We start from the raw sequence: 23,520 nt of genomic DNA, 5'->3' as shown, positions 1-23,520 counted from the left end.
GCGCGCCAACGCGCAGGGAGGCGCCCGATGAACCGCATGCTGCTGCTGGGCGGCGTGGTGCTGGTGGGCATCGCCACCGCCGCCTCCTCGCTGTTCACCGTGCACCAGACCGAGCAGGTGCTGGTGACGCAGTTCGGCGAGCCGATCCGGGTGATCAACGACCCGGGCCTGCACGCCAAGATCCCCTTCATCCAGACGGTCATCAGCTTCGACCGCCGGCTGCTCGACTACGACGCGCCGGGCGAGGAGGTGATCCTGAGCGACCAGCGCCGGCTGATCGTGGACAGCTTCACCCGCTTCCGCATCACCGACCCGCTGCTGTTCTTCCAGACGGTGGGCGCGCAGGAGGCGGGCATCCGTGCCCGGCTCTCCTCGGTGGTGGTCTCGGCGCTGCGCCGCGTGCTCGGCAACGAGCCGCTGCTGGCCGTGCTCTCCTCCGACCGCGCGCGGATCATGACGGAGATCAACCGCCAGGTGAACGAGGAGGCCCGCCGCTTCGGCGTGGCGGTGGAGGATGTGCGCATCCGCCGCGCCGACCTGCCGGAGGAGAACACCCAGGCCATCCTCAGCCGGATGCAGTCGGAGCGCGAGCGCGTGGCGCGCGAGGCGCGCGCCGAGGGCGCCGAGGTGGCGGCGCGCGTCCGCGCCGGGGCCGACCGCGAGCGGACCGTGATCCTGGCCGAGAGCCAGGCGCAGGCCGACACGCTGCGCGGCCAGGGCGAGCAGGAGGCGATCCGCATCTTCGCCGAGGCCTACCAGCGGGACCCGGAGTTCTTCGGCTTCTACCGCGCCATGCAGGCCTACCGGGAGGCCTTCTCCGAGGGCGAGACCCGGCTGGTGCTGACGCCGGATTCGGAGTTCTTCCGCTATTTCCGGCAGAGCCGCCCGGGCCTTCCGGTGCCGGGCGTGCGCCCGACGCCAGGGGCCGAGGCGGAGCCGAACGGCGCCGCGGCCCAGGCCGCGCCGGCGCCCGCCAGCCCGGCGCCCGCCAGCCCGGCACCGGCCAGCCCGGCACCGGCCAACTGAACCGGATAGCGGCGTGACCGCCCTCCAGGTCCTGGCCGGCATGGCGGTGGTGCTGGCGCTGGAGGGGCTGCTCTACGCGGCCTTCCCCGGCGCCATGCGCCGCGCCCTGGCCACTCTCGCCCTGCAGCCGTCGGAGCGGCTTCGGCTGGTCGGGCTTGGCGTCGCCGTGGTGGCCGTGGTGGCGGCGACGCTGCTGGTACGCGCCTGAGGCGCGGGCCAATCTTTGTGACAGGAAGGCCCGCCCCGGTTGCAACCGCAGCCGGGGCGAAGCTTTTTGTAACAGCTTTTCCATCATGCTCGGGTCCGGCTGCCCTTCCGGCGCCGCCCGCGCCGCCCCATTCTCTCCCCCATGCCGGACCGATCCCCGTCCGGGTTCTGCTTGTCGCAAGCGAGGTTTGCCGATGCGTCTCGCCACCCTGATCCTGAGTGCCACGGTCGCCGCGGTGCCGCTCGCCCAGCCGTTGCGGGCCGTGGCCCAGCCGGCGACCGTCGCGCCCAACACCCCCGCGGCGCCGGGCCCCGTCGCCACCACCCCGGAGAGCTTCGCGCCGCTGGCGCGCAAGCTGCTGCCCTCGGTGGTCAACATCCAGACCAGCCAGACGCTGCAGGCGCGCGGCAACCGGCCGGATGCGCCGGAAATGCCGCAGGCCCCGCCGGGCAGCCCCTTCGAGGAGCTGTTCCGCGAGTTCTTCGAGCGCAACCGGCCGCCGGGCGCCCGCCCCGGCCAGCCGCCGCGCCGCCAGCAGAGCCAGGGCTCGGGCTTCATCGTCGACGCCTCCGGCATCATCGTGACGAACAACCACGTCATCGACGGTGCCGACGAGATCAACGTGGTGCTGCACGACAACACCACGCTGAAGGCCGAGCTGGTGGGCACCGACAGCCGCACCGACCTCGCCGTGCTGCAGGTGAAGACGGACAAGCCGCTGCCCGTGGTGCCCTTCGGCGATTCCGACACGGCCGAGGTGGGCGACTGGGTGCTGGCCATCGGCAACCCGCTCGGCTTCGGTGGCTCGGTTACCTCGGGCATCGTCTCGGCGCGCGGCCGCAACATCAATGCCGGCCCGTATGACGACTTCATCCAGACCGACGCCGCCATCAACCGCGGCAATTCGGGCGGGCCGCTGTTCAACGTGAAGGGCGAGGTGATCGGCATCAACACCGCCATCGTCTCGCCTTCCGGCGGCTCGATCGGCATCGGCTTCGCCATTCCCTCCAACCTGGCGCGCAACATCGTCGGGCAGCTGCGGGATGGCGGCCGGGTGCGGCGCGGCTGGCTGGGCGTGAACATCCAGCAGGTGACGGACGAGATCGCCGAGAGCCTGGCCCTGCCCGGCGGCGCGCGCGGCGCGCTGGTGGCGCGCGCCCAGGAGGACGGCCCGGCCGCCAAGGGCGGCATCCAGAACGGCGACGTTATCCTGAAGTTCAACGACCAGGACGTGCGCGAGATGCGGCAGCTGCCGCGCATCGTGGCCGAGACCAAGGTCGGCACCGAGGCGCCCGTGGTGGTGTGGCGCAACGGCAAGGAGGAGACGGTGCGCGTCACCGTGGCCGAGCTGCCGGCCGAGCAGCAGGCCGCCGCCAGCGCGGCGCCGCAGCAGGCCCGCCCGGGTGCTGCCGTGGAGCTGTCCGGCCTTGGTCTGAAGGTGGCGCCGGTCTCGCCCGAGACGCGGGAGCGCTTCAGCCTGCGCGAGGATGCGCGGGGCGTGGTGATCACCGAGGTCTCGCCCGGCAGCAGCGCCGCCGAGCGTGGCCTGACGGCGGGTGACATGATCCTGGAGGTGCAGCAGAACCGCGTCTCCACCCCGCAGGAGGTGCAGGAGCAGATCGCCCGGCTGCGCAAGCAGAACCGCCCGAGCGCGCTGATGCTGATTGAGAACGGGCAGGGCCAGCGCTTCGTGCCGCTGCGCCTGCAGCCCGAGCGCAGCGGCAACCCCGGCTGAGCCTGCTGCCCGACTGACAGAAAGAAGAAGGGGGCCCGGGGGAATTCATTCCCCCGGCCTTTCTTTTATGTGCGTCCCTTTACGAGACGAATTCTCCCGCGCGATACCCCTGCGCGAAGAGGAGGGCGCGCAGATCCGCATGATCGACCCGAACCCGCGCCGCCGCGGCGACCACCGGCTTGGCCCGGTAGGCCACGCCGAGGCCGGCCGCGCCGAGCATGGCGAGGTCGTTGGCGCCATCCCCCACGGCGATGCTGGCCGAGAGCGGCAGCCCCAGCTCGGCGCAGAGGCGCTTGAGGGTGGCGAGCTTGGCGTCGCGGTCGAAGATGGGCTCGGCGACGGTGCCGGTCAGCGCCTCTCCGTCATCCTCCAGCACATTGGCGTGGTGGCTGGTGAAGCCGGCCTGGGCCGCCACCCGCCCGGTGAACCAGGTGAAGCCGCCGGAGGCGAGGGCGCAATGCGCGCCATGCGCCACCATGGTGCCGACCAGCTCCGTGGCGCCCGGCATCAGCCGGGTCTCGGCCCAGGTGGCCTCCAGCGCCGAGAGGGAGAGGCCCTTCAGCATCGCTACCCGCTCGCGCAGCGCGGCGGAGAAGTCGATCTCGCCATTCATGCTGCGGCGGGTGATCTCGGCCACGCGCTCCTTCAGCCCGGCATAGGCGGCCAGCTCGTCCAGCGTCTCGCTGGTGACGATGGTGCTGTCCATGTCAGCGATCAGCAGGCGCTTGCGCCGGCCCTCGGTGGGCTGGGCGATGCAGTCCACCGCCGCGCCCTCCAGCGCGGCGCGGGCGGCGGCGTCCGCCTGCTCCGGCGCGAGGCCGGCGAAGGGCAGGTCGAGCGCCTCGCCCTCGGCCAGCCATTCGGGGGTGGCGGCGTCGGCGCCGATATCGATGAGCGCGGAACGGATCCGCGCGGCGAGGGGCGCCTGCAGTTGGCCTGCGGGCGCGATCAGGGTGAGCACATGCTGCATGGGGGGCGGACCATGCCCGTTGGCCGATGACGGATCAACCATCTCCGCGTGAACCTCTGGAGCATGGCCCGCTGGCGCTGCTGGTGGCCGGCCCCACCGCCAGCGGCAAGTCGGCCCTGGCGCTGGGGCTGGCCGCGCGGCTCGGCGGCGTGGTGATCAACACCGACAGCATGCAGGTCTATGCGGGGCTGGCGGTACTGACGGCACAGCCCTCGGCGGCGGAACAGGCGGAGGCGCCGCACCGCCTCTATGGCGAGCGCGACCCGGCCGAGGCCGCGAGCGTGGCCTGGTGGCGGGAGCGGGCGCTGGCGGAGATGGCCGCGGCCCATGCGGCGGGGCGCCTGCCCATCCTGTGCGGCGGCACGGGGATGTATTTCCGCGCCCTGGCCGAGGGGCTGGTGGAGATCCCGCCCATCCCCGAGGCGGCACGGGAGGAGGCGCGCGGCCTGCTGGCGGCGGAGGGGCCGGCGGCGCTGCATGCCCGCCTCGCCGCGGTCGATCCCGGCACCGCCGCCCGGCTGCGCCCGACCGACAGCCAGCGCCTGGCCCGTGCCTTCGAGGTGTGGCGCGGCACCGGGCGCGGCCTCTCAACCTGGCTGGCGGAAGGCGGCACCGGCCCGGCGCGGCTGCCGGACGGCACGCCCTGGCGCCTCGCCGCGCTGCGGCTGGACCCGCCGCGCGAGGCGCTGCGCCAGGCCATCGGCCTGCGCTGGGAGGCGATGCTGCGCGCGGGCGCGGTGGAGGAGGTGCGCGCCCTGCTGGCGCGCGGCCTCGACCCCGCCCTGCCGGCGATGCGCGCGCATGGCGTGCCGGAACTGGCCGCCATGCTGGCCGGGCGCTGGGACCGGGCGGAGGCGGGGCGGCGCGCCTGCCTCGCCATCGGCCAGTACACCAAGCGCCAGGCCACCTGGTTCCGCCACCAGACGCTGGCCGCCCCGAGCGAGACGCATACGATCCATGCGCGTGTCACGCATCTAGAGCAATTTTCGGAAAGAGAATTGGGGGAAATTTTCGCGTTTGTTTGTTCGCGCGTTGACGTGGCGCACCGGGGCGCGTAGATCGGGGGCCCGGGCGGAGAACGCGCCCGGCAAACAGCCACAGGAAAGCCAGAAGCATCATGTCTTCCGCCATCCTTCCCGCCGCATCCGACACCCAGTCCCTGACGGGTGCCGAGATCGTCCTGCGCGCGCTGAAGGAGCAGGGCGTAGAGGTCATCTTCGGCTATCCGGGCGGCGCCGTCCTGCCCATCTACGACGCCATCTTCCAGCAGAACGCCATCCGCCACATCCTGGTGCGGCACGAGCAGGCGGCGGTGCACGCGGCGGAAGGCTATGCCCGCTCCACCGGCAAGGTGGGCTGCGTGCTGGTCACTTCCGGCCCCGGCGCCACCAACGCCGTGACCGGGCTGGTGGACGCGCTGCTCGACAGCATCCCCATCGTCTGCCTGACCGGGCAGGTGCCGACCCACCTGATCGGCAACGACGCCTTCCAGGAGGCGGACACCACCGGCATCACCCGCCCCGCCACCAAGCACAACTACCTGGTCAAGCAGATCGACAAGCTGGCCGAGACGGTGCACGACGCCTTCTACGTGGCGCGCTCCGGCCGCCCCGGCCCGGTGGTGATCGACCTGCCGAAGGACATCCTGATCGGCAAGGGCCCCTACAAGCCGGCGCCTCAGGTGGAGCACCGCTCCTACCGCCCGCAGACCGAGCCGGACGCGGCGCAGATCGCCAAGGCCGTGGCCATGCTCAAGGGCGCCAAGCGCCCGGTGGTCTATGCCGGCGGCGGCGTGATCAATGCCGGGCCGGAAGCCTCCGAGCTGCTGACGAAGTTCGTGCGGATGGCGGGCATGCCCTGCACCAACACGCTGATGAGCCTGGGCTGCTACCCGGCGAGCGACCCGCAGTTCCTGGGCATGCTGGGCATGCACGGCACCTACGAGGCGAACCTCGCCATGCACGGGTGCGACGTGATGTTCAACATCGGCGCCCGTTTCGACGACCGCGTGACCGGGCGGCTCAACGCCTTCGCGCCGAACTCGCTGAAGATCCACGCCGACATCGACCCCTCCTCGATCAACAAGAACGTCAAGGTCGAGGTGCCGGTCGTGGGCGACGCGGCCTCCGTGCTGCGCGCGCTGATCGCCGCCTGGGAGGCGGATGGCGCCACGCAGGACCGCGAGGCGCTGGCCGGCTGGTGGCGCCAGATCGACGAGTGGCGCGGCCGCAACTGCCTGCACTACGTGCAGGAGAGCCGCATCATCAAGCCGCAGCACGCGGTGAAGCGCCTCTACGAGCTGACGCAGCAGAGCGGCAAGGAGACCTTCATCTCCACCGAGGTGGGCCAGCACCAGATGTGGGCCGCCCAGTATTTCGGCTTCGAGAAGCCGAACCGCTGGATGACCTCGGGCGGGCTCGGCACCATGGGCTACGGCCTGCCGGCGGCGATGGGCGTGCAGGTGGCGCACCCGGACGCGCTGGTGATCGACATCGCCGGCGAGGCCTCGATCCTGATGAACATCCAGGAGATGTCGACGCTGGCGCAGTACCGCCTGCCGGTGAAGGTGTTCATCCTGAACAACCAGTACATGGGCATGGTGCGGCAGTGGCAGGAGCTGCTGCATGGCGGCCGCTATTCCGAGAGCTACTCCGAGGCGCTGCCCGATTTCGTCAGGCTGGCCGAGAGCTTCCACGGCGTGGGCCTGCGCGCCGAGAGCACGGACGACCTGGACCGGGTGATCCGCGAGATGATCGCCATCGACCGCCCGGTGATCGCCGACATCGCGGTGGACCAGAAGGAAAACGTCTTCCCGATGATCCCCTCGGGCGCCGCGCACAACGAGATGCTGCTGGCCTCGAACCAGATCAGCGGCGGCGCCGGGGTGACGGATGAGGGGACGGCGCTCGTCTGAGCGCCGGCACCCGCCCGCAGCTTCCGCCTCCTCATCCCGACCGATCCTTCCCAGGACAGACCATGCCTGACCCATCCGACATGACGCACCGCGCCGCGACCATCGCGGTGCTGGTGGAGAACGAGGCCGGCGTGCTGGCCCGCGTCATCGGCCTGTTTTCCGGCCGCGGCTACAATATCGACAGCCTGACCGTGGCGCCGGTGGACGCGGAGGGGCGCCTCTCGCGCATCACCGTCGTCACATCCGGCACGGAGATGGTGATCGAGCAGATCAAGGCGCAGCTCGACCGGCTGGTGCCCGTCCACAAGGTGGCGGACCTGACGCTGGAGGGGCCGCACCTCAACCGCGAGCTGGCGCTGATCAAGGTGGTGGGCAGCGGCTCCGCCCGGCAGGAGGCGCTGCGCCTGGCGGATGCCTTCCGCGCCCGCGTGGTGGACGCCACCACCGAGAGCTTCGTCTTCGAGATGACGGGCAACGCCGAGAAGCTCGATGCCTTCATCAACCTGATGCGGCCGATCGGGCTCGCCGAGGTCAGCCGCACCGGCGCGGTGGCCATCGCGCGGGGCACCGCCAGCCTGACCGTCTGAGCGCGGCCGGGGGGGCTCCCCCGGACGAGGATGCGCGGCGGGGCAGGGGGCCCGGCCGTGGAGTGAGTGAACCTTTCGGGGGAGTGCGCCAGAGATGCGCGTGTATTACGACCGTGATGCGGATGTGAACCTGATCAAGGCCAAGAAGGTCGCGGTCATCGGCTTTGGCAGCCAGGGCCACGCCCATGCGCTGAACATGCGCGATTCCGGCGTGGCCGAGGTGGCCATCGGCCTGCGCCCCGGCCCCTCCGCGAAGAAGGCCGAGGCCGCCGGCTTCAAGGTGCTCTCGCCCGCCGAGGCGGCGAAGTGGGCCGACGTGGTGATGGTGCTGACCCCCGACGAGGGCCAGGGCGACCTCTACCGCGACCACCTGCACGCCAACATGAAGGAAGGCGCCGCACTGGCCTTTGCGCACGGGCTGAACGTGCACTTCAACCTGATCGAGCCGCGCCCCGACATCGACGTGTTCATGATCGCGCCGAAGGGCCCCGGCCACACGGTGCGCGGCGAGTACCAGAAGGGCGGCGGCGTGCCCTGCCTGGTGGCGGTGCACCAGAACCCCTCGGGCAACGCACTGGAGATCGCGCTCTCCTACGCCTCCGCCGTCGGCGGCGGCCGCTCGGGCATCATCGAGACGACCTTCAAGGAAGAGTGCGAGACCGACCTGTTCGGCGAGCAGGTCGTGCTCTGCGGCGGCTTGGTCGAGCTGATCAAAGCGGGCTTCGAGACGCTGGTCGAGGCCGGCTACGCCCCCGAGATGGCCTATTTCGAGTGCCTGCACGAGGTGAAGCTGATCGTCGACCTCATCTATGAGGGCGGCATCGCCAACATGAACTACTCGATCTCCAACACCGCCGAGTATGGCGAGTACGTGACCGGCCCGCGCATCATCACCGCCGAGACCAAGGCCGAGATGAAGCGCGTGCTGAACGACATCCAGTCGGGCAAGTTCACCCGCGACTGGATGCTGGAGAACAAGGTCAACCAGGCGAGCTTCAAGGCCACCCGCCGCCGCCTGGCCGAGCACCCGATCGAGGAGGTCGGCACCAAGCTGCGCTCGATGATGCCCTGGATCACCAAGGGCGCGCTGGTCGACAAGGCCAAGAACTGAACCGGGACGGGGCGCTTCGGCGCCCCTTTTCGTGCCTGCGGCTCATGGCGGCGTGTCCCGCCCGGCAACCGCGGGCGGCGCGGCCCGTTCCTGCCTCGCCCGGATGGATGGCACCGGGCGGCAAGGAACAGTGGCATGCGGCTTTTCAACTGCGAGGTCTGCGGGCAGCTCCTCTACTTCGAGAACACCCGCTGTGAATCCTGCGGCGCCACGCTGGGCTATGTGCCCGGCGTGAACCGCCTCTCCGCGCTTGACCCGGCGGAGCCCGAGGGCGGCGTGGTGCAGGCCGCCGACGGCGCCGCCTCGGCCCAGCAGGCCGCCGGGCAGGCGGCGGACGGCCCGGCGGAGAACGCGCAGGCCGAGACCTCCTCCCAGGCGGTGGGCCAGCTCTGGCGGCCGCGCGCCGATGCCGCCCGCCTGCACCGCTTCTGCGACAACGCCGCGCACGATGCCTGCAACTGGCTGGTGCCGGAGGACAGCGCGGACACCTTCTGCCTCGCCTGCCGCCACAACCGGACCATCCCCGACCTCTCCAACCCCGCGCACGCGGCGCAGTGGCGCAGGATCGAGACGGCCAAGCGCCGCGCCATGTACAGCTTCCTGCGCCTCGGCCTGCCGATGAGGACCCGGCAGGAGGACCCCGAGGAGGGCCTCGCCTTCGACTTCCTGGCCGATCCGCCGGCGGAGCAGGGGCCCAAGGTGATGACCGGGCATGACAACGGCCTGATCACCCTGGCGCTGGCCGAGGCGGACGATGCCGAGCGCGTCCGGCGCCGCACCAGCATGGGCGAGCCCTACCGCACCCTGCTCGGCCATTTCCGCCACGAATCCGGCCATTACTTCTGGGACCGGCTGGTGCGCGACGGCGGCCGGCTGGAGGAGTGCCGCGCCGTGTTCGGCGACGACAGCCAGGATTACGGCGCCGCGCTGCAACGCCACTACAATGAGGGCCCGCCCGAGGACTGGCAGGAGAACTTCGTCTCCACCTACGCCACCGCCCACCCCTGGGAGGATTTCGCCGAGACCTGGGCGCACTACCTGCACATCATCGACACGCTGGAGATGGCGCGCGCCTTCGGCATCGGCATCGACCCGCGCGCCGACCGCACCGGCGAGATGAGCGCCGAGGTGGATTTCGACCCCTACAGGGCCACCGACATCCAGCCCGTGATGGAAGCCTGGGTGCCGTTGACGGCGGCGGTGAACAGCCTCAACCGCTGCATGGGCGCGGCCGACCTCTACCCCTTCGTGCTGTCGCCGGCGGTGGTGCGGAAGCTGGGCTTCATCCAGTCCCTCGTGCACGGGAAGGTGGCGGCCTCCGGCGCGGGCTGAGCAGGGCGCCGAAGGATGGTTCCCACCAGGGCTGTTCCGCTCTAGAGCTTGAACGGAACAGCCCGGCAGGGAGAATCGTGGCGTGGGGAAGTTGCGCATGGCGGCGCTGGGCCTGCTTCTGGGGTTGGGCCTTCTGGAGTTGGGCGCCTGCGCCACCTCCCCGGCCCTCACGCCCGAACAGCAGCGCGAGCTGGCCAGCTGGAGCGGCGAGGTCAGCCGGAAGATCCAGAGCAAGCGCTATTTCCCGCACGATCCCACCCAGGCGAGGCCCATGACATCCGGCACGGTAAGGGTGCGCTTCACCGTGGCCGAGAATGGCGGGATCTACACGCCGCAGATCGTCAGCTCCTCCCGCGAGCCCCTGTTCGACGCCGCCGCGCTCGCCATCGTGCTGTCGTCCGCGCCGCTTCCGCCGCCGCCGGCGGCGCTGGTGGCGCGGGGTGAGCCGATTTCGCTGCAGGTGCCCATCACCTTCATCCCGCCGGATGCGCCTCGCCCCAGGCTGTGACTCGTCCCGCAGCGGCCGGTTGACGCGCCGCGCGCGGCGCCGCCAAGCTTCCTTCCCATGACGATCCTCGCCCCAGAAAGCGGCTACCCCCGCGATTTCGCCGGCTACGGCCCCAACCCGCCCGACCCGCAATGGCCGGGCGGCGCGAAGCTCGCCCTCTCCTTCGTGCTGAACTACGAGGAGGGCGGCGAGAACAGCGTGCTGAACGGCGATGCCGGCAGCGAGATCTACCTGAACGAGACGCCGGGCGGGAACCCGGTGCTCGGGATGCGCGACATCGGCAAGGAGAGCCAGTTCGACTACGGCGCCCGTGCCGGCGTCTGGCGCGTGCTGCGGATGTTCGCCGAGCGCGGGCTGAAGCTGACGGTCTATGGCGTCGGCCGTGCGCTGGAGCTGAACCCGGCGGTGGGCCGCGCCTTCGCCGAGGCGGGGCACGAGGTGGCCAGCCATGGCTGGCGCTGGATCAACTACCAGGAGGTGGACGAGGCCACCGAGCGGCGGCACATCGCGCAATGCGTCGAGACCATCGCCCGCACGGTGGGGAAGCCGCCCGTGGGCTGGTACACCGGCCGCATCAGCGAGCGGACGCGCCGCCTCGTCGCCGAGCATGGCGGCTTCCTCTACGACAGCGACGCCTATGACGACGACCTGCCCTACTACGTCACCGCCGCCGGCCGGCCGCTGCTGGTCCTCCCCTACACGCTCGACAACAACGACATGAAGTTCGCGGTGCCGCCCGGCTTCACCGCGAATGACGGCTTCACCCAGCACCTGACGGACGCCTTCGACTTCCTCCGCCGGGAAGGGGAGACGGCGCCCAAGATGATGAGCGTCGGCCTGCATTGCCGGCTGGTGGGCCGGCCGGCGCGCGCCGCCGCCCTGGCGCGCTTCCTCGACCATGTCGTGGCGCAGCGCGACGTCTGGGTGGCGACGCGCGAGGAGATCGCGCGGCACTGGCTGAGGGTGCATCCGCCCCGGGGCTGAAGCGGGCGGCGCCATGGGGCGGCGACGGCCCTGCGGGGCCGGTCGCCGCGTTTACCGGCGTTTCAGGAGAGTTTGCCACAAGGGGAATGACCTGGAGGCAACATGCCCGTCTTTCCCCTTTCCATGACCGTCGGCCGCAGGCTCGCCCTGGCGGCATTGGTGCCGGTCCTGCTGCTCGGCCTGATGGTAGGCGGCGTCTGGCGGAGCCTCGACACCATCCGGCTCGAGAGCGAAGCGGAGCTGGTGGCCGACGAGGTGGAGATGCAGCTCCACCTGACCGGCACAGCCATCCAGGCGGCGCGGGTGCAGCTGCGGGATGTCGTCAACGCGCAGAACCTCCAGGCGCTGGAAGCCGCCCGGAGCCAGGGCGCGCAGGAGATGGAGCGCGCCCGCGGCCATGTGCAGGAAGCCCAGCGCCAGGCGGCGGGCGGCCGGGTCAGGCAGACGCTGGACGCGGCGCTGGCCCTGTTCGGCGAATACGCCCAGGTGCGCGACGCCGTGACCGAGCGGCGCCGCGCGGTGCTGGAGACGCGCGACCGCCTCTCCGCCCTCGGCCGCGAATACGAGCGGCTGTTCGAGGTGGTGATGGGCAGCATCGAGTTCTCGCAGCCTGCGGCGCAGCGGGAGGAGACGCGCGGCAGCCTGCTCACCCTGCACCGCGCCATCACCGAGATCCGCCTCGGCCTGCAGGACTACATGCTGTCGGGCGAGGCCACGCAGATGCGCCGCGTGCGCAGCGCCATTCAGCAGTCGCGCGTCTATCTCCGCGGCGCCGCGCGGCTTGCCGCCGGCGACGCCGCGCTGCGCGACTGGATCGACCAGGCGCGGCAGGTCGGCGATGCCGGCGGTGCCATCCTGGAGGCGCTGGAGCAGATCGACCGGCTGCGCCAGGATGGGGTGGTCGCCAACCGCGAGCGACTGGAGAAGGCGCTGGACGATGCCGGCGCGCAGGTGGCCAGCGCCAGCGAGGAAGGCCGCCTGCGGCTGGAGGCGGCGATGGAGAATGCCCGCCACACGATGTTGATCCTGGGGCTGACGGCGGCGCTGCTGCTGCTGCTGCTCGGGCTGATCAACGCCCGCGCCATCGGCACTCCCCTGCGCCGTCTGGCGGCGGCGATGGCGGCGCTGGCAGCGGGCCAGACGACGGCCGGCGTTCCGGGCCTCGGGCGGCGCGACGAGATCGGCACCATCGCCCAGGCCATGCAGGCGCTGCAGGCCACGGTCGGCCGTGCCTTCGCGCAGAGCCAGATGCTGGAGCAGCTGCCGCTCGGCGTCATGACCGCCGATCCGAAGGACGGGTTCCGCATCACCTATCTGAACGAGGCGAGCCGCGAGGGGCTGCGGCCGCTGCAGCACGCGTTGCCATGCCGGGTGGAGGAACTCGCGGGGCAGAGCGTCGATCTGTTCCATCCGCCGGCGCAGCGCCAGCGTATCCGCGACATCCTGGCCGACCCGGCGCGCCTGCCCTACGCCGCCAAGATCCGCCTGGGCGACGAGGTGCTGGCGCTTCGCGTCACCGCCATCCGCGACGCGCAGGGCGGCTATGTGGGGCCGATGCTGAGCTGGTCGCTGATCACCGCGCAATCCCGCCTTGCCGCCGGCTTCGAGGCGGAGGTGGGGGCGGTGGTGAACGCCGTCGCCCGCTCGGCCGGCGCCCTGCAGGAGGCGGCGCGCGGCATGAGCGCCAGCGCCACCCGCTCCGGCCAGGAGGCGGGCGCGGTGGCGGCGGAGGGGGAGCGCGCCGGGGCCAGCGTGCAGGCGGTGGCCGCCAGCGCGGAGCAGCTCGCCGCCAGCGTGGCGGAGGTGACGCGGCAGGTGCAGAGCGGCGCCGGCGTGGCGCAGGAGGCAGCGGGCGAGACCCGCCGCGCCGATGTCACCATCCAGGCCCTGTCGGAGGCGGCGGGCCGCATCGGCGATGTGGTGCAGCTGATCCAGGACATCGCCGGGCAGACCAACCTGCTGGCGCTGAACGCCACGATCGAGGCGGCGCGTGCGGGGGAGGCCGGCAAGGGCTTCGCCGTGGTGGCCTCCGAGGTGAAGAACCTCGCCGGGCAGACCGCCCGCGCCACCGAGGAGATTGGCCAGCAGATTCAGGCCATCCAGGGCAGCACCGCCGAGGCGGTGGTCGTGCTGCGCGGCATCGGCGCCACGGTGGAGCGGATGAACGAGGTCACCTCCGCCATCGCCGCCGCGGTGGAGCAGCAGGCGGCGGCCACGCAGGAGATCGCCCGCAGCGCCGCGCAGGTATCGGACAGCGCCGGCGCCGTCAGCCGCCGCATCGCCGATGTGAGCAGCGCGGCGGAGGAGACGCGCCACGCGGCGGGCAGCGTGCTGGACTCCGCCGCCGAGCTGAGCGGGCAGGCCGTGGCGCTGCGGCAGAAATCGGATGCCTTCCTGCAGGCCGTGCAGGCGGCGTGACCGCGCGAGGGACAGGGGCGGATTCAGGGGAAGAAAGCGCTTGCGGCGGGGCGCGGGCCTGCTATCGTCTCTTCCATGAACGCCGCCGCGCGCATCCACGGCCTGACGAACGGTTCCGCCGCCGTCGCCGCGCGCGCCCTTTCCGGCCTCCTTCTCCTTCGACTTAGCCGCCCCTGGGCGTGACGCCCGGCTGACTGGCCGGCATCGCTCAGGGGGACCCCTGGGGGCCTCGCGCGCCCATGCCTGCCCGGCTCGAGTCAAGAACGAAGGAACGCCCCATGGCCATCAACCACCCCAGCTTCGGCACCATCGACGACAAGCGCGTCATCGTCTTCGACACCACGCTGCGCGATGGCGAGCAGTCCCCCGGCTTCTCCATGAACCTGGAGGAGAAGCTGCGCATGGCCGAAGCCCTGGCCGAGCTGGGCATCGATGTCATGGAGGCGGGCTTCCCCATCGCCAGCCAGGGCGATTTCGAGAGCGTCCAGTCCATCGCGCAGCGCTTCGCCAAGGACGGTCCCGTCGTGTGCGGCCTGTCGCGCTCCGCGCCGGGCGACATCCTGCGCGCCGTCGAGGCGGTAAAGCCCGCCGCCCGCCAGCGCATCCACACCTTCCTCTCCACCTCCGACCTGCACATGCGCGTCAAGCTGCGGATGAGCCGCGAGGAGGTGCTGGAGGCCATCACCAAATCCGTCTCGCTGGCGCGCAACCACGTGGCGGATGTCGAGTGGTCGGCCGAAGATGGCAGCCGCACGGACCCCGACTTCCTGTGCCGCTGCGTCGAGGCCGCCATCAAGGCCGGCGCCACCACCATCAACGTGCCGGACACGGTGGGCTATGCCATCCCGGCCGACCTCACGCGCATCTTCACCATGCTGCGCGAGCGGGTGCCGGGCGCCGATGGCGTGATCTTCTCCGCCCACAACCATGACGATCTGGGCCTGGCGGTGGCCAACACCCTGGCCTGCCTGGAGGCCGGCGCGCGGCAGGTGGAGGCCACGATCAACGGCATCGGCGAGCGGGCGGGCAATGCCAGCCTGGAGGAGGTGGCGATGGCGCTGCGCACCCGCGCCGACGCCATGCCCTACACCACCGGCATCGTCACCCAGAACATCCTCAAGACCAGCCGCCTGCTGGCCACCATCACCGGCTTCGACGTGCAGCCGAACAAGGCCATCGTCGGCCGCAACGCCTTCGCGCATGAGAGCGGCATCCACCAGGATGGCGTGCTGAAGGACAAGACCACCTACGAGATCATGACGCCGGAGAGCGTCGGCTGGGCCACCAACGCGCTGGTGATGGGCAAGCATTCCGGCCGCGCCGCCTTCCGCGACAAGCTGGCGAGCCTGGGCTACACGCTGGGCGACAACCAGCTGAACGACGCCTTCCGCCGCTTCAAGGACCTGGCCGACCGCAAGAAGAGCGTGTTCGACGAGGACATCGTCGCCCTGGTCGATGACGAGGTGGTGCGCGGCCATGACCGGCTGAAGCTGCTGGCGCTGACGGTGGCCACCGGCATGGGCACCCGCCCCACCGCCTCGCTGGCGGTGGAGATCGATGGCGAGAAGGTGGAGGCCGTGGCCGGCGGCGACGGCGCGGTGGATGCCACCTTCAACGCCCTGCAGCAGGTGGTGCCGCACAAGGCGACGCTGAAGCTCTATGCCGTGCAGTCCGTCACCGGCGGCACCGACGCGCAGGCGCGCGTGACGGTACGGCTGGAGGAGGAAGGCAAGCTGGTGGACGGCCAGGGCGCCGACACGGACACCATCATCGCCTCTGCCCGCGCCTATGTGCATGCGCTGAACAAGCTGCTCTCCAAGCGCGCCCGCACCGCGCCGCCCGAGATGATGCGCACCGCCTGACCTGATGGCGGGGTCCGGGGGGATACTATCCCCCCGGCGGGGGCCAGGGGGCAGCGCCCCCTGACTCTTTCTCTAATGTCCCAACACCGCCTCGAACTGCTCCACCGCCCACTCCACCTCGCCGCGCGTGATGACGAGGGGCGGCGCGATGCGGATGGTGTGGTCGTGCGTGTCCTTGGCCAGGATGCCGCGCTCGCGCAGTGCCTCGCAGTAGCGGCGGGCGCCGCCGGCCTCGGGGTGCAGCTCCACCGCCAGCATCAGCCCCCGCCCGCGCACCGCGCGGATGAGGCCACCGCCGATGCCTTCCAGCCCGGCGCGAAAATGCGCTCCCTGGGCGGCGGCGTTGCCCACCATGCCTTCCTCCATCAGCACGCGCAGCGCCATGCGCGCCACGGCGCAGGCCAGCGGATTGCCGCCGAAGGTGGAGCCATGCTGCCCGGGGCGCAGCACGCCCAGCACGTCGGAATTCGAGAGCACGGCCGAAACCGGGTAGAAACCACCCGAGAGCGCCTTGCCCACCAGCGTCACATCCGCCTCGATGCCCTCATGCTCCTCCGCCAGCAGGCGGCCGGTGCGGCCGAGGCCGGTCTGGATCTCGTCCAGCACCAGCACGACATCGTGCCGCGTGCAGAGCTCCCGCACCCGGCGGAAATAGCCGGGGGGCGGGATGATGACGCCGGCCTCGCCCTGGATCGGCTCGGCCAGCACCGCCACGGTGTGCGGCGTGATGGCCGCCTCCAGCGCCGCCGCGTCGCCGAAGGGCACCACGCGGAAGCCGGGGGCGAAGGGGCCGAACTGGCCGCGTGCCTCCGGGTCGGTCGAGAAGCCGACGATGCCGAGGGTGCGGCCGTGGAAGTTCCCGTCGCAGACGATGATCTCGGCGCGGCCCTCTGGCACGCCCTTCACCGCATAGCCCCATTTGCGGACGCATTTCAGCGCCGTCTCCACCGCCTCGGCACCGCTGTTCATCGGCAGCACCTTGTGCGCGCCGGTGAGCGCCGCGATCTCCTCGTAGAACAGCGCGAGCTGGTCGTTGCGGAAGGCGCGGGAGGTGAGGGTGAGGCGCCCCGCCTGCTCGACCATGGCGGCCAGGATGCGCGGGTGGCAATGCCCCTGGTTCACCGCCGAATAGGCGGAGAGGCAGTCGAGGTAGCGGCGCCCCTCGACATCCCACACCCAGACGCCCTGGCCGCGCGTCAGCACGACGTCGAGCGGCTTGTAGTTCTGCGCGCCGAGCTCCTGCTCGGTGCGGATCAGGCCGGGAAGCACGGACATGACGGGCTCTCCTCCATGCAGGGTTCAGGCGGCGTCGCGCAAGGCGGGGGTGGCCAGCAGCGGCGCGACGAGGGCGACGGCCCGGCGGGCGCTGGCGCCCGAGGGATCGAGGCGCGGGTTCAGCTCGACCAGGTCGAGGGCGCGGAGCAGGCCGCTCCCGCGCACCAGGGCCAGCGCCGCCGCCAGCGCCTCCTGCGAGAGGCCGCCCGGCACGGGGGTGCCGGTGCCGGGCATCAGCGTGGGGTCGAGCACGTCCACATCCAGGCTGACATGCAGCCAGCCCCCCGCCGCCACGGCCTCCTCCAGGAAGCGGCGCAGCGGGGCCAGGCCTTCCGCGCGCAGCCGGTCCATGCCGAGCACGGCGGCACCGCGCGCCCGCAGCAGCCGGGCCTCGCCAGGGTCGAGGTCGCGCACCCCCAGCAGGGCAAGGCGGGAAGGCGCCACGGGCGGCGGCGCTGGCACGCCCCACAGATCGCCAAGGCCGGGCTCGCCGCAGAGGGCGGCCAGCGCCATGCCGTGCACATTGCCGCTGGGGGAGGTGGCGGGGGTGTTGAAATCCCCATGCGCGTCCATCCAGAGCAGGTAGAGGGGGCGGCCCGCCGCGGCGGCGGCCGTGGCGCTGGCGGCCACCGAGCCCATGGGCAGGCTGTGGTCGCCGCCCAGCAGCAGCGGCCGGCGGCCGCTGGCGAGGATGGCTGCGGCCTCGGCGCGGATGGCGCGCACCCAGGCGGCGATGCGGGGCAGGTGGTGCGCGGGAGCCTCGGGCCGCAGGCGGGCCAAGGCAGCGGGGGCCATGGCAGCGGGGGCGGGGAGGTCTCCCCGGTCCTCGGCGGCGGTGCCGAGGGCTTCCAGCAGGCCGGCGGCGCGCAGCGCGGCAGGACCCTCAGCGGCACCGCGCCGGCCGGCGCCCCAATCCGCCGCCGCACCGAACACCACCCAGCTCTGTTCGCCCATCGTCATGCCTTCGCCTCCGCCAGCAGCCCCGAGCGGGGCCGTGGCGGGCAGTCTGGGGACGAGAGCGGCTCAGCAAGAAGCCGGAGAAATGCGCAGAAGGGCGGGTTGATTGCGCAGAATGGCGGGCCACTTCGCGCAAACCGTCAGCCCTTGCGGCGGGCTAGCAGCAGGTTGCTCTCGGTATTGGCCACGCCCTCGATGTGCCGGATCTGCCGGAGCAGCGCGTCGAAGGCCTCGAGGCTTTCCGTCTCCACCTCCAGCACCAGGTCCCAGCGGCCATTGGTGGCGTGGACCGCCACCACCTGGGGAAGGCCCTGGAGGCGGCGTGTCACCCGGTCGGTGGCGTTGCCCTCGATCTCGACCAGGGTGATGGCGCGCACCGGCGCCCGCTCCGCCTCGTGCCGCAGCACGATGGTGAAGCCCTGGATGACGCCGCGCTCCAGCAGCCGGTCGATGCGCGCCTTCACCGTGGCGCGGGAGAGGCCGGTGGCGGCGGCGAGGCTGGTGAGCGGCTGCCGCGCATCGGCGCGCAGCAGGGCGATCAGGGAGCGGTCCGCCGCGTCGAGGGGCGGGATCATGCCCGCTGCACCGCAGGCTTCGGTACGCCGGGGCAGGAGTTGGCAGATGGCATGGCGTGCTGGCCGGTGTCCCGGCTCCTCCTCTCCCGCAGGGGCCGCACGGTGCGGCAGGCTGGCAGGGAAGGGATAGCCGCAGGCGGGCCGGTGGCGCCACGCCCCGGGGTGCGGCGACCGCAGGGGAAGAACGCGAAACGCCGCGGCTCCTCGTGGTGCCGCGGCGTTCCGTCATGTCACTTGCCCGGCGCTCCGGCACGGCGCGGCCCCGGGGGCCGCTGGAAGCCGCTCAGCGCCAGAAACAGCTTGGCGCCAGAAACAGCTTAGCGCCAGACGGGGCGGCCGAGATTGACCTGGTCGCCGCGGGTCAGGGCACCGCCCGCCGCACCGGCGGCGCCGCCCAGCAGGGCACCGGTCCCGGCACTGCCGGTGAGGGAGCCCACCGCCGCGCCGGCGCCCGCGCCCAGCAGGCCGCCCGAGGCGGCACGGTCACCGGTCGAGTAGCCGCACGCGCCGAGGCCGATGCTGGCGAGGGCCAGCAGAGCGAGAGAGGACTTCCTCATGATCGTGCTCCTTGAAGGGTTCAGAGAGTCATGCGCCTGCAACGGGGCAGGGGGCGGAAGGTTGCCGCTTCGTCATCCGGAATGACGCTTGAGCGGGGCGGCGGGGGGCGGTAATCCACGGCGCCTCTCCGCGACGGATTGCCGCCGAGCGGATGCCCGCTGTCTGTCCCCCTCGGAAGGTATCCCTGGATGTTCTCCCGCTTGTTCGGCTTCCTGTCGGCCGACATGGCCATCGATCTCGGCACGGCGAACACGCTGGTCTACGTCAAGGGCCGGGGCATCGTGCTGAACGAGCCCTCCGTCGTGGCCATCGCGGACATCCGCGGCCGCAAGCAGGTGCTGGCGGTGGGCGAGGAGGCCAAGATGATGCTGGGCCGCACCCCCGGCAACATCGCCGCCATCCGGCCGCTGCGCGACGGCGTCATCGCCGATTTCGAGGTGGCGGAGGAGATGATCAAGCACTTCATCCGCAAGGTGCACAACCGGCGCTCCTTCGCCTCGCCGATGATCATCGTCTGCGTCCCCTCCGGCTCCACGGCGGTGGAGCGGCGCGCCATCCAGGAGAGCGCGGAGAGCGCCGGCGCCCGCAAGGTGCTGCTGATCGAGGAGCCGATGGCCGCGGCCATCGGCGCCGGCCTGCCGGTGACGGAGCCTTCCGGCTCGATGATCGTCGATATCGGCGGCGGCACGACGGAGGTGGCCGTCATCAGCCTGGGCGGCATCGTCTATGCCCGCAGCGTGCGCGTCGGCGGCGACAAGCTGGACGAGGCGATCATCAGCTACATCCGCCGCCACTTCAACCTGCTGATCGGCGAGAGCACGGCCGAGCGGATCAAGATGGAGATCGGTGCCGCCGCCTACCCGGACTATGGCGAGGAAGGCCCGATGACCGAGGTGAAGGGCCGCGACCTGATGAACGGCGTGCCGCGCGAGGTGGTGGTGAGCCAGCGCCAGATCGCCGAGGCGATCGCCGAGCCGGTGAGCCAGATCGTCGAGGCGGTGAAGGTGGCGCTGGAGAACACGCCGCCCGAGCTGGCGGCGGACATCGTGGACAAGGGCATCGTGCTGACCGGCGGCGGCGCGCTGCTGCAGCGGCTGGACCAGGTGCTGCGCGAGGCCACCGGCCTGCCCGTCTCCGTGGCGGAGGATGCGCTGGCCTGCGTCGCCCTGGGCACCGGGCGGGCGCTCGACGAGATGAAGCGCCTCCGCCACGTGCTCTCCTCCATGTATTAAGCGTTACCCTCCATGTATTAAGGCATAGCGCCGCCCCTCCGGGGCGGATGGAGGCCGTGTGATCCGTCTCAGCATTCCGCTGCGTCAGGCCCTGGCGCGCCTGTCCATGCCCGTCCTGGTGGCGGCCGCCTTCGGCACCATGCTGCTCGGCAAGGCCGACACGGTGCTGGTGGAGCGTGCCCGCATGACCCTGGCCGACGCCCTGGCGCCGATCTACGGCGTCATCGCCGAGCCGATGGGCACGGTGCGGGACGCGGTGCAGGAGCTGCGCTTCCTGGCGGCCATGCGGGAGGAGAATGCCCGGCTGCGCGCCGAGAACGAGCGTCTGCACCGCTGGCAGGCCGCCGCCCTGGCGCTGGAGACGGAGAACGCCCTGCTGCGACGCCAGCTCCGCTACGTGCCGGAAGGGGCGGCGAGCTTCCAGACCGCCCGCGTGGTGGCCGATGCCGGCGGCACCTATGCCCGTGCCGTTCTGCTCTCCCTCCAGCCCGGCCAGACCCCGCGCAAGGGTCAGGTGGCGCTGGACGAGCGGGGCCTCGCCGGGCGCGTCAGCGAGGTGGGCAGCCGCTCCGCCCGCGTGCTGCTGGTGACCGACATGAACAGCCGCATCCCCGTGGTGCTGGAGGGCAGCCGCTCCCGCGCCCTGATGGTGGGGACCAATGGCGAGCGCCCCCGCCTGCAGCACTGGCCGGAGGGCACGCCGCCGCAGGAAGGCGAGCGGGTGGTGACCAGCGCCGAGGCCAATGTCTTCCCCGCCGGCCTGCCGGTGGGCATGGTGCGCTGGACGGAGGGCGGCGTGGCCGAGGTGGAGCTGTTCGCCCGGCTGGACCGGCTGGATTTGCTGCGCATCTTCGAGTTCGGCCTCTCCGGCATCCTGCCGCCGGAGGCGGTGGCCCGCCCCGAGCCGCGCGCGCGGCGCTGAGCCGGGCCGGACCCCCGCATGAAAGGGCGGCCGCAGCCACCCATGGGCCTGCTGCGCCGGCTGGACGCGCTGGCGCGCGCCGCCTTCCCCGCCGTGAGCACGGCGTTGCTGATGGTGCTGGTCTCGACCCCGGTGGGCCTGCCCTCGGCGCTGCCGGCGGTGACGCTGGGCTGCGTGTTCTTCTGGTCGGTGTTCCGCCCCGGCACGATGGGGCCGCCGCTCTGCTTCCTGCTCGGGCTGCTGCAGGACCTGCTGGGCTTCGCGCCGCCCGGCATCGCCGTGCTGACGCTGCTGCTGACGCATGGGCTGGTGCTGCGCATCCGCCGCTTCCTGGCGCGGCAATCCTTCTGGGTGGTGTGGCTGGTCTATGCGGGGGTGGCGGCGGCGGCGGCGGCGCTGGGCTTCGTGCTGCAGGCCGTGCTCTCCTGGCGGCTGCCCGCCCTGGCGCCCGCCCTGGTGCAGTTCGCCCTCAGCGCCGGCTTCTACCCGGGCGTCGCGGCGCTGCTGACCGGCATGCACAAGGCGATGCGCCGGGCGGAGGATCTGGCCTGAGATGAGCAAGCGGGACGAGGAACGCCGCCGCGGCGTGTTCACCCGGCGGGCGCTGCTGCTGGGGGCGGGGCAGCTCGGGCTGTTCGGCTTCCTGGGCTACCGGCTGCAGAAGCTGCAGCTCGAGGAGGGCGAGCGCTACGCGACGCTGGCCGAGGAGAACCGCGTCTCCACCCGCCTCATCGCGCCGCCGCGCGGCCGCATCCTCGACCGCGACGGGCGGGTGGTGGCGGCCAACGACCTGAACTGGCGCGTGCTGCTGACCGCCGAGCAGACCGAGGATGTCGGCGCCACGCTGGAGACCTTCAGCCACCTCGTGCCGCTGAGCGAGGCGGAGCGCGCCCGCATCGAGCGCGACATCCGCCGCCGCCGCCGCTTCGTCCCCGTCGTGGTACGCGAGTTCCTCTCCTGGGAGGAGATGGCCCGCATCGAGGTGAACGCGCCGGACCTGCCGGGCATCAGCGTCGATGTCGGCACCACGCGCCACTACCCCTATGCCGAGCACCTGGCGCATGTGGTGGGCTATGTGGCGCCGCCGGCCGACACGGAGGAGGACGACGACCCGCTGCTGCTGCTGCCTGGCATCCGCGTCGGCCGCAGCGGCATCGAGCGGCACCACGACCGGCTGCTGCGCGGCCGCGCCGGCACGGTGCAGATGGAGGTCAACGCCGTCGGCCGCGTCATCCGCGAGCTGGACCGGCGCGAGGGCGTGCGCGGTCAGGATTTGCAGGTCTCGATCGATGCCGAGCTGCAGAAGGCGGTGCGCGACCGGATCGAGGAGGGCACCAGCGTTGTCGTGCTCGATGCCCGAAACGGCGAGGTGCTGGCCATGGCCAGCCAGCCCTCCTTCGACCCGAACCTGTTCAGCTCCGGCATCTCCTCGGCACAGTGGCGGGAATGGACGCGCAGCCGCGCCACGCCGCTGATCAACAAGACCACCAACGGCCTCTACGCCCCCGGCTCCACCTTCAAGATGGTGGTGGGCCTCGCCGCGCTGGAGGCCAAGGTGGTGACGCCCACCGAGCGCATCTTCTGCCCCGGCCATTACGACCTGGGCGACAGCCGCTTCCATTGCTGGCAGCGGCGCGGCCACGGCAACATGGACCTGCGCGCGGCGCTGAAGAATTCCTGCGACGTCTATTTCTACGAGGTGGCGCGCCGCATGGGCATCGACCGCATCGCCGCCATGGCGAAGCGCCTCGGTCTCGGCGTCGATCTGGAGCTGGAGCTGCCCGGCACCCGCGCCGGCTTCGTGCCCACGCGCGAATGGCGCACCCGCCAGGGCAAGGCCTGGAACCTGGGCGACACGGTGGTGCATGGCATCGGCCAGGGCTTCTACCAGCTCACGCCCCTCTCGCTCGCCACCATGGCGGCGCGGCTGGCCACGGGGCGGGCGGTGCAGCCGCACCTGACCCATGCCGTCTCCGGCCGCGCCGTGCGCGGCGTGCGCGCCGAGGACTGGCCGGGCCTCGGCCTGCCGGAGCGCGACCTGCGGCTGATCCGCGAGGCGATGTGGTCGGTGGTGAACGAGGAGGGCGGCACCGCCCGCGTGGCGCGGCTGCCTGCCGCCATGGGCAGCATGGCCGGCAAGACCGGCACCACCCAGGTGCGGCGCGTCTCGCGCGAGCAGCGCGAGCGCGGCTTCCGGGTGGAGAGCCTGCCGCGCGAGTGGCGGCCGCACGCGCTGTTCGTCGCCTTCGCGCCCTATGAGAACCCGCAATACGCCATCTCCGTCGTCGTCGAGCACGGCACCAGCGGCTCCGGCGCCGCCGCGCCGCTGGCGCGCGACGTGATGGT

General features: G+C 72.0%; 21 protein-coding genes. 16 read left to right on the top strand and 5 right to left on the bottom strand.

What is annotated here, in order from left to right; genetic code table 11:
• The 3 genes from hflC to ACZJYS_RS11260 all read left to right on the top strand — a co-directional run.
• On the top strand, positions 1–1,026 hold a 1,026-nt coding region (hflC, locus tag ACZJYS_RS11270; protein WP_493178048.1), incomplete at its 5' end, for a protease modulator HflC.
• 13 nt (positions 1,027–1,039) lie between these two features.
• Positions 1,040–1,234, top strand: a complete 195-nt coding sequence (locus ACZJYS_RS11265; protein ID WP_493178046.1) for a DUF2065 family protein — start codon at positions 1,040–1,042, stop codon at positions 1,232–1,234.
• Positions 1,235–1,427: 193 nt separating this feature from the next.
• Positions 1,428–2,969, top strand: coding sequence for a DegQ family serine endoprotease (locus ACZJYS_RS11260; protein WP_379634871.1), 1,542 nt, complete (start codon positions 1,428–1,430; stop codon positions 2,967–2,969).
• A gap of 79 nt (positions 2,970–3,048) precedes the next feature.
• Here ACZJYS_RS11260 and serB read toward each other — a convergent pair whose 3' ends face one another.
• Positions 3,049–3,939 (bottom strand): phosphoserine phosphatase SerB, encoded by an 891-nt coding sequence (serB, locus tag ACZJYS_RS11255; protein WP_493178042.1) that lies wholly within the window; start codon positions 3,937–3,939, stop codon positions 3,049–3,051.
• Between the two features lie 26 nt (positions 3,940–3,965).
• Here serB and miaA point away from each other — a divergent pair, with 26 nt between their 5' ends.
• The 9 genes from miaA (at position 3,966) to ACZJYS_RS11210 (ending at position 15,655) form a co-directional block, all read left to right on the top strand.
• Positions 3,966–4,997, top strand: coding sequence for a tRNA (adenosine(37)-N6)-dimethylallyltransferase MiaA (gene miaA / locus ACZJYS_RS11250; protein WP_493178038.1), 1,032 nt, complete (start codon positions 3,966–3,968; stop codon positions 4,995–4,997).
• Positions 4,998–5,056: 59 nt separating this feature from the next.
• A complete protein-coding gene (locus tag ACZJYS_RS11245) occupies positions 5,057–6,853 on the top strand; it encodes an acetolactate synthase 3 large subunit (protein WP_493178036.1) in 1,797 nt (598 codons plus the stop codon).
• Between the two features lie 62 nt (positions 6,854–6,915).
• Positions 6,916–7,440: an acetolactate synthase small subunit gene (ilvN, locus tag ACZJYS_RS11240; protein ID WP_109515117.1), complete on the top strand. Its 525-nt coding sequence runs from the start codon at positions 6,916–6,918 to the stop codon at positions 7,438–7,440.
• 94 nt (positions 7,441–7,534) lie between these two features.
• Complete coding sequence (gene ilvC, locus ACZJYS_RS11235) at positions 7,535–8,551, top strand: ketol-acid reductoisomerase (protein ID WP_109515118.1); 1,017 nt, start codon at positions 7,535–7,537, stop codon at positions 8,549–8,551.
• Positions 8,552–8,686: 135 nt separating this feature from the next.
• Positions 8,687–9,883 (top strand): zinc-binding metallopeptidase family protein, encoded by a 1,197-nt coding sequence (locus ACZJYS_RS11230; RefSeq protein ID WP_493178031.1) that lies wholly within the window; start codon positions 8,687–8,689, stop codon positions 9,881–9,883.
• A gap of 97 nt (positions 9,884–9,980) precedes the next feature.
• The gene (locus ACZJYS_RS11225) at positions 9,981–10,391 is read left to right on the top strand and encodes an energy transducer TonB (RefSeq protein ID WP_379651582.1); all 411 of its coding nucleotides are present in this window, start codon (positions 9,981–9,983) and stop codon (positions 10,389–10,391) included.
• A gap of 57 nt (positions 10,392–10,448) precedes the next feature.
• Complete coding sequence (puuE, locus tag ACZJYS_RS11220) at positions 10,449–11,375, top strand: allantoinase PuuE (RefSeq protein ID WP_493178029.1); 927 nt, start codon at positions 10,449–10,451, stop codon at positions 11,373–11,375.
• A 102-nt stretch (positions 11,376–11,477) separates the two neighbouring features.
• Positions 11,478–13,793 carry a methyl-accepting chemotaxis protein gene (locus ACZJYS_RS11215; protein WP_109515122.1) on the top strand — a complete coding sequence of 772 codons (2,316 nt, stop codon included), beginning with the start codon at positions 11,478–11,480 and terminating at the stop codon, positions 13,791–13,793.
• Positions 13,794–14,071: 278 nt separating this feature from the next.
• Positions 14,072–15,655 (top strand): 2-isopropylmalate synthase, encoded by a 1,584-nt coding sequence (locus ACZJYS_RS11210; protein ID WP_379634860.1) that lies wholly within the window; start codon positions 14,072–14,074, stop codon positions 15,653–15,655.
• A 72-nt stretch (positions 15,656–15,727) separates the two neighbouring features.
• On the opposite strand, the gene rocD is transcribed toward ACZJYS_RS11210, so the two are convergent.
• The 4 genes from rocD to ACZJYS_RS11190 all read right to left on the bottom strand — a co-directional run bounded on the left by rocD (position 15,728) and on the right by ACZJYS_RS11190 (position 19,019).
• A complete protein-coding gene (rocD, locus tag ACZJYS_RS11205) occupies positions 15,728–16,930 on the bottom strand; it encodes an ornithine--oxo-acid transaminase (RefSeq protein ID WP_493178026.1) in 1,203 nt (400 codons plus the stop codon).
• A 24-nt stretch (positions 16,931–16,954) separates the two neighbouring features.
• On the bottom strand, positions 16,955–17,890 hold the full coding sequence (locus ACZJYS_RS11200) for an arginase (RefSeq protein ID WP_493178024.1): 936 nt from the start codon (positions 17,888–17,890) through the stop codon (positions 16,955–16,957).
• A 137-nt stretch (positions 17,891–18,027) separates the two neighbouring features.
• A complete protein-coding gene (locus tag ACZJYS_RS11195) occupies positions 18,028–18,462 on the bottom strand; it encodes an Lrp/AsnC family transcriptional regulator (RefSeq protein WP_109515126.1) in 435 nt (144 codons plus the stop codon).
• A gap of 317 nt (positions 18,463–18,779) precedes the next feature.
• The gene (locus ACZJYS_RS11190; RefSeq protein WP_109515127.1) at positions 18,780–19,019 is read right to left on the bottom strand and encodes a YMGG-like glycine zipper-containing protein; all 240 of its coding nucleotides are present in this window, start codon (positions 19,017–19,019) and stop codon (positions 18,780–18,782) included.
• Positions 19,020–19,208: 189 nt separating this feature from the next.
• Here ACZJYS_RS11190 and ACZJYS_RS11185 point away from each other — a divergent pair, with 189 nt between their 5' ends.
• The 4 genes from ACZJYS_RS11185 to mrdA form a co-directional block, all read left to right on the top strand.
• A complete protein-coding gene (locus tag ACZJYS_RS11185; RefSeq protein WP_109515128.1) occupies positions 19,209–20,252 on the top strand; it encodes a rod shape-determining protein in 1,044 nt (347 codons plus the stop codon).
• 58 nt (positions 20,253–20,310) lie between these two features.
• A complete protein-coding gene (mreC, locus tag ACZJYS_RS11180; RefSeq protein WP_493178020.1) occupies positions 20,311–21,174 on the top strand; it encodes a rod shape-determining protein MreC in 864 nt (287 codons plus the stop codon).
• 42 nt (positions 21,175–21,216) lie between these two features.
• Positions 21,217–21,726 carry a rod shape-determining protein MreD gene (gene mreD, locus ACZJYS_RS11175; RefSeq protein ID WP_245906040.1) on the top strand — a complete coding sequence of 170 codons (510 nt, stop codon included), beginning with the start codon at positions 21,217–21,219 and terminating at the stop codon, positions 21,724–21,726.
• 1 nt (position 21,727) lies between these two features.
• A partial coding sequence (mrdA, locus tag ACZJYS_RS11170) for a penicillin-binding protein 2 (RefSeq protein WP_493178015.1) occupies positions 21,728–23,520 on the top strand: 1,793 nt, incomplete at its 3' end.

Source organism: Roseomonas sp. TS2 (assembly GCF_058833935.1).
Note: the sequence above shows the minus strand (reverse complement) of the source record. Positions and strands in the feature narration are given on the sequence as shown.

What these genes read in the sequence shown, in the direction of transcription:
- ilvC (WP_109515118.1), top strand. Translation starts at nt 7,535, where the DNA reads ATGCGCGTGTATTACGACCGTGATGCGGATGTGAACCTGATCAAGGCC.
- miaA (WP_493178038.1), top strand. Translation starts at nt 3,966, where the DNA reads ATGACGGATCAACCATCTCCGCGTGAACCTCTGGAGCATGGCCCGCTG.
- ACZJYS_RS11190 (WP_109515127.1), bottom strand. Translation starts at nt 19,019, where the DNA reads ATGAGGAAGTCCTCTCTCGCTCTGCTGGCCCTCGCCAGCATCGGCCTC.
- ACZJYS_RS11210 (WP_379634860.1), top strand. Translation starts at nt 14,072, where the DNA reads ATGGCCATCAACCACCCCAGCTTCGGCACCATCGACGACAAGCGCGTC.
- serB (WP_493178042.1), bottom strand. Translation starts at nt 3,939, where the DNA reads ATGCAGCATGTGCTCACCCTGATCGCGCCCGCAGGCCAACTGCAGGCG.
- ACZJYS_RS11215 (WP_109515122.1), top strand. Translation starts at nt 11,478, where the DNA reads ATGCCCGTCTTTCCCCTTTCCATGACCGTCGGCCGCAGGCTCGCCCTG.
- ACZJYS_RS11225 (WP_379651582.1), top strand. Translation starts at nt 9,981, where the DNA reads ATGGCGGCGCTGGGCCTGCTTCTGGGGTTGGGCCTTCTGGAGTTGGGC.
- puuE (WP_493178029.1), top strand. Translation starts at nt 10,449, where the DNA reads ATGACGATCCTCGCCCCAGAAAGCGGCTACCCCCGCGATTTCGCCGGC.
- ACZJYS_RS11200 (WP_493178024.1), bottom strand. Translation starts at nt 17,890, where the DNA reads ATGACGATGGGCGAACAGAGCTGGGTGGTGTTCGGTGCGGCGGCGGAT.
- ACZJYS_RS11260 (WP_379634871.1), top strand. Translation starts at nt 1,428, where the DNA reads ATGCGTCTCGCCACCCTGATCCTGAGTGCCACGGTCGCCGCGGTGCCG.
- ACZJYS_RS11230 (WP_493178031.1), top strand. Translation starts at nt 8,687, where the DNA reads ATGCGGCTTTTCAACTGCGAGGTCTGCGGGCAGCTCCTCTACTTCGAG.
- ilvN (WP_109515117.1), top strand. Translation starts at nt 6,916, where the DNA reads ATGCCTGACCCATCCGACATGACGCACCGCGCCGCGACCATCGCGGTG.
- ACZJYS_RS11245 (WP_493178036.1), top strand. Translation starts at nt 5,057, where the DNA reads ATGTCTTCCGCCATCCTTCCCGCCGCATCCGACACCCAGTCCCTGACG.
- ACZJYS_RS11195 (WP_109515126.1), bottom strand. Translation starts at nt 18,462, where the DNA reads ATGATCCCGCCCCTCGACGCGGCGGACCGCTCCCTGATCGCCCTGCTG.
- mreD (WP_245906040.1), top strand. Translation starts at nt 21,217, where the DNA reads ATGGGCCTGCTGCGCCGGCTGGACGCGCTGGCGCGCGCCGCCTTCCCC.
- rocD (WP_493178026.1), bottom strand. Translation starts at nt 16,930, where the DNA reads ATGTCCGTGCTTCCCGGCCTGATCCGCACCGAGCAGGAGCTCGGCGCG.
- ACZJYS_RS11185 (WP_109515128.1), top strand. Translation starts at nt 19,209, where the DNA reads ATGTTCTCCCGCTTGTTCGGCTTCCTGTCGGCCGACATGGCCATCGAT.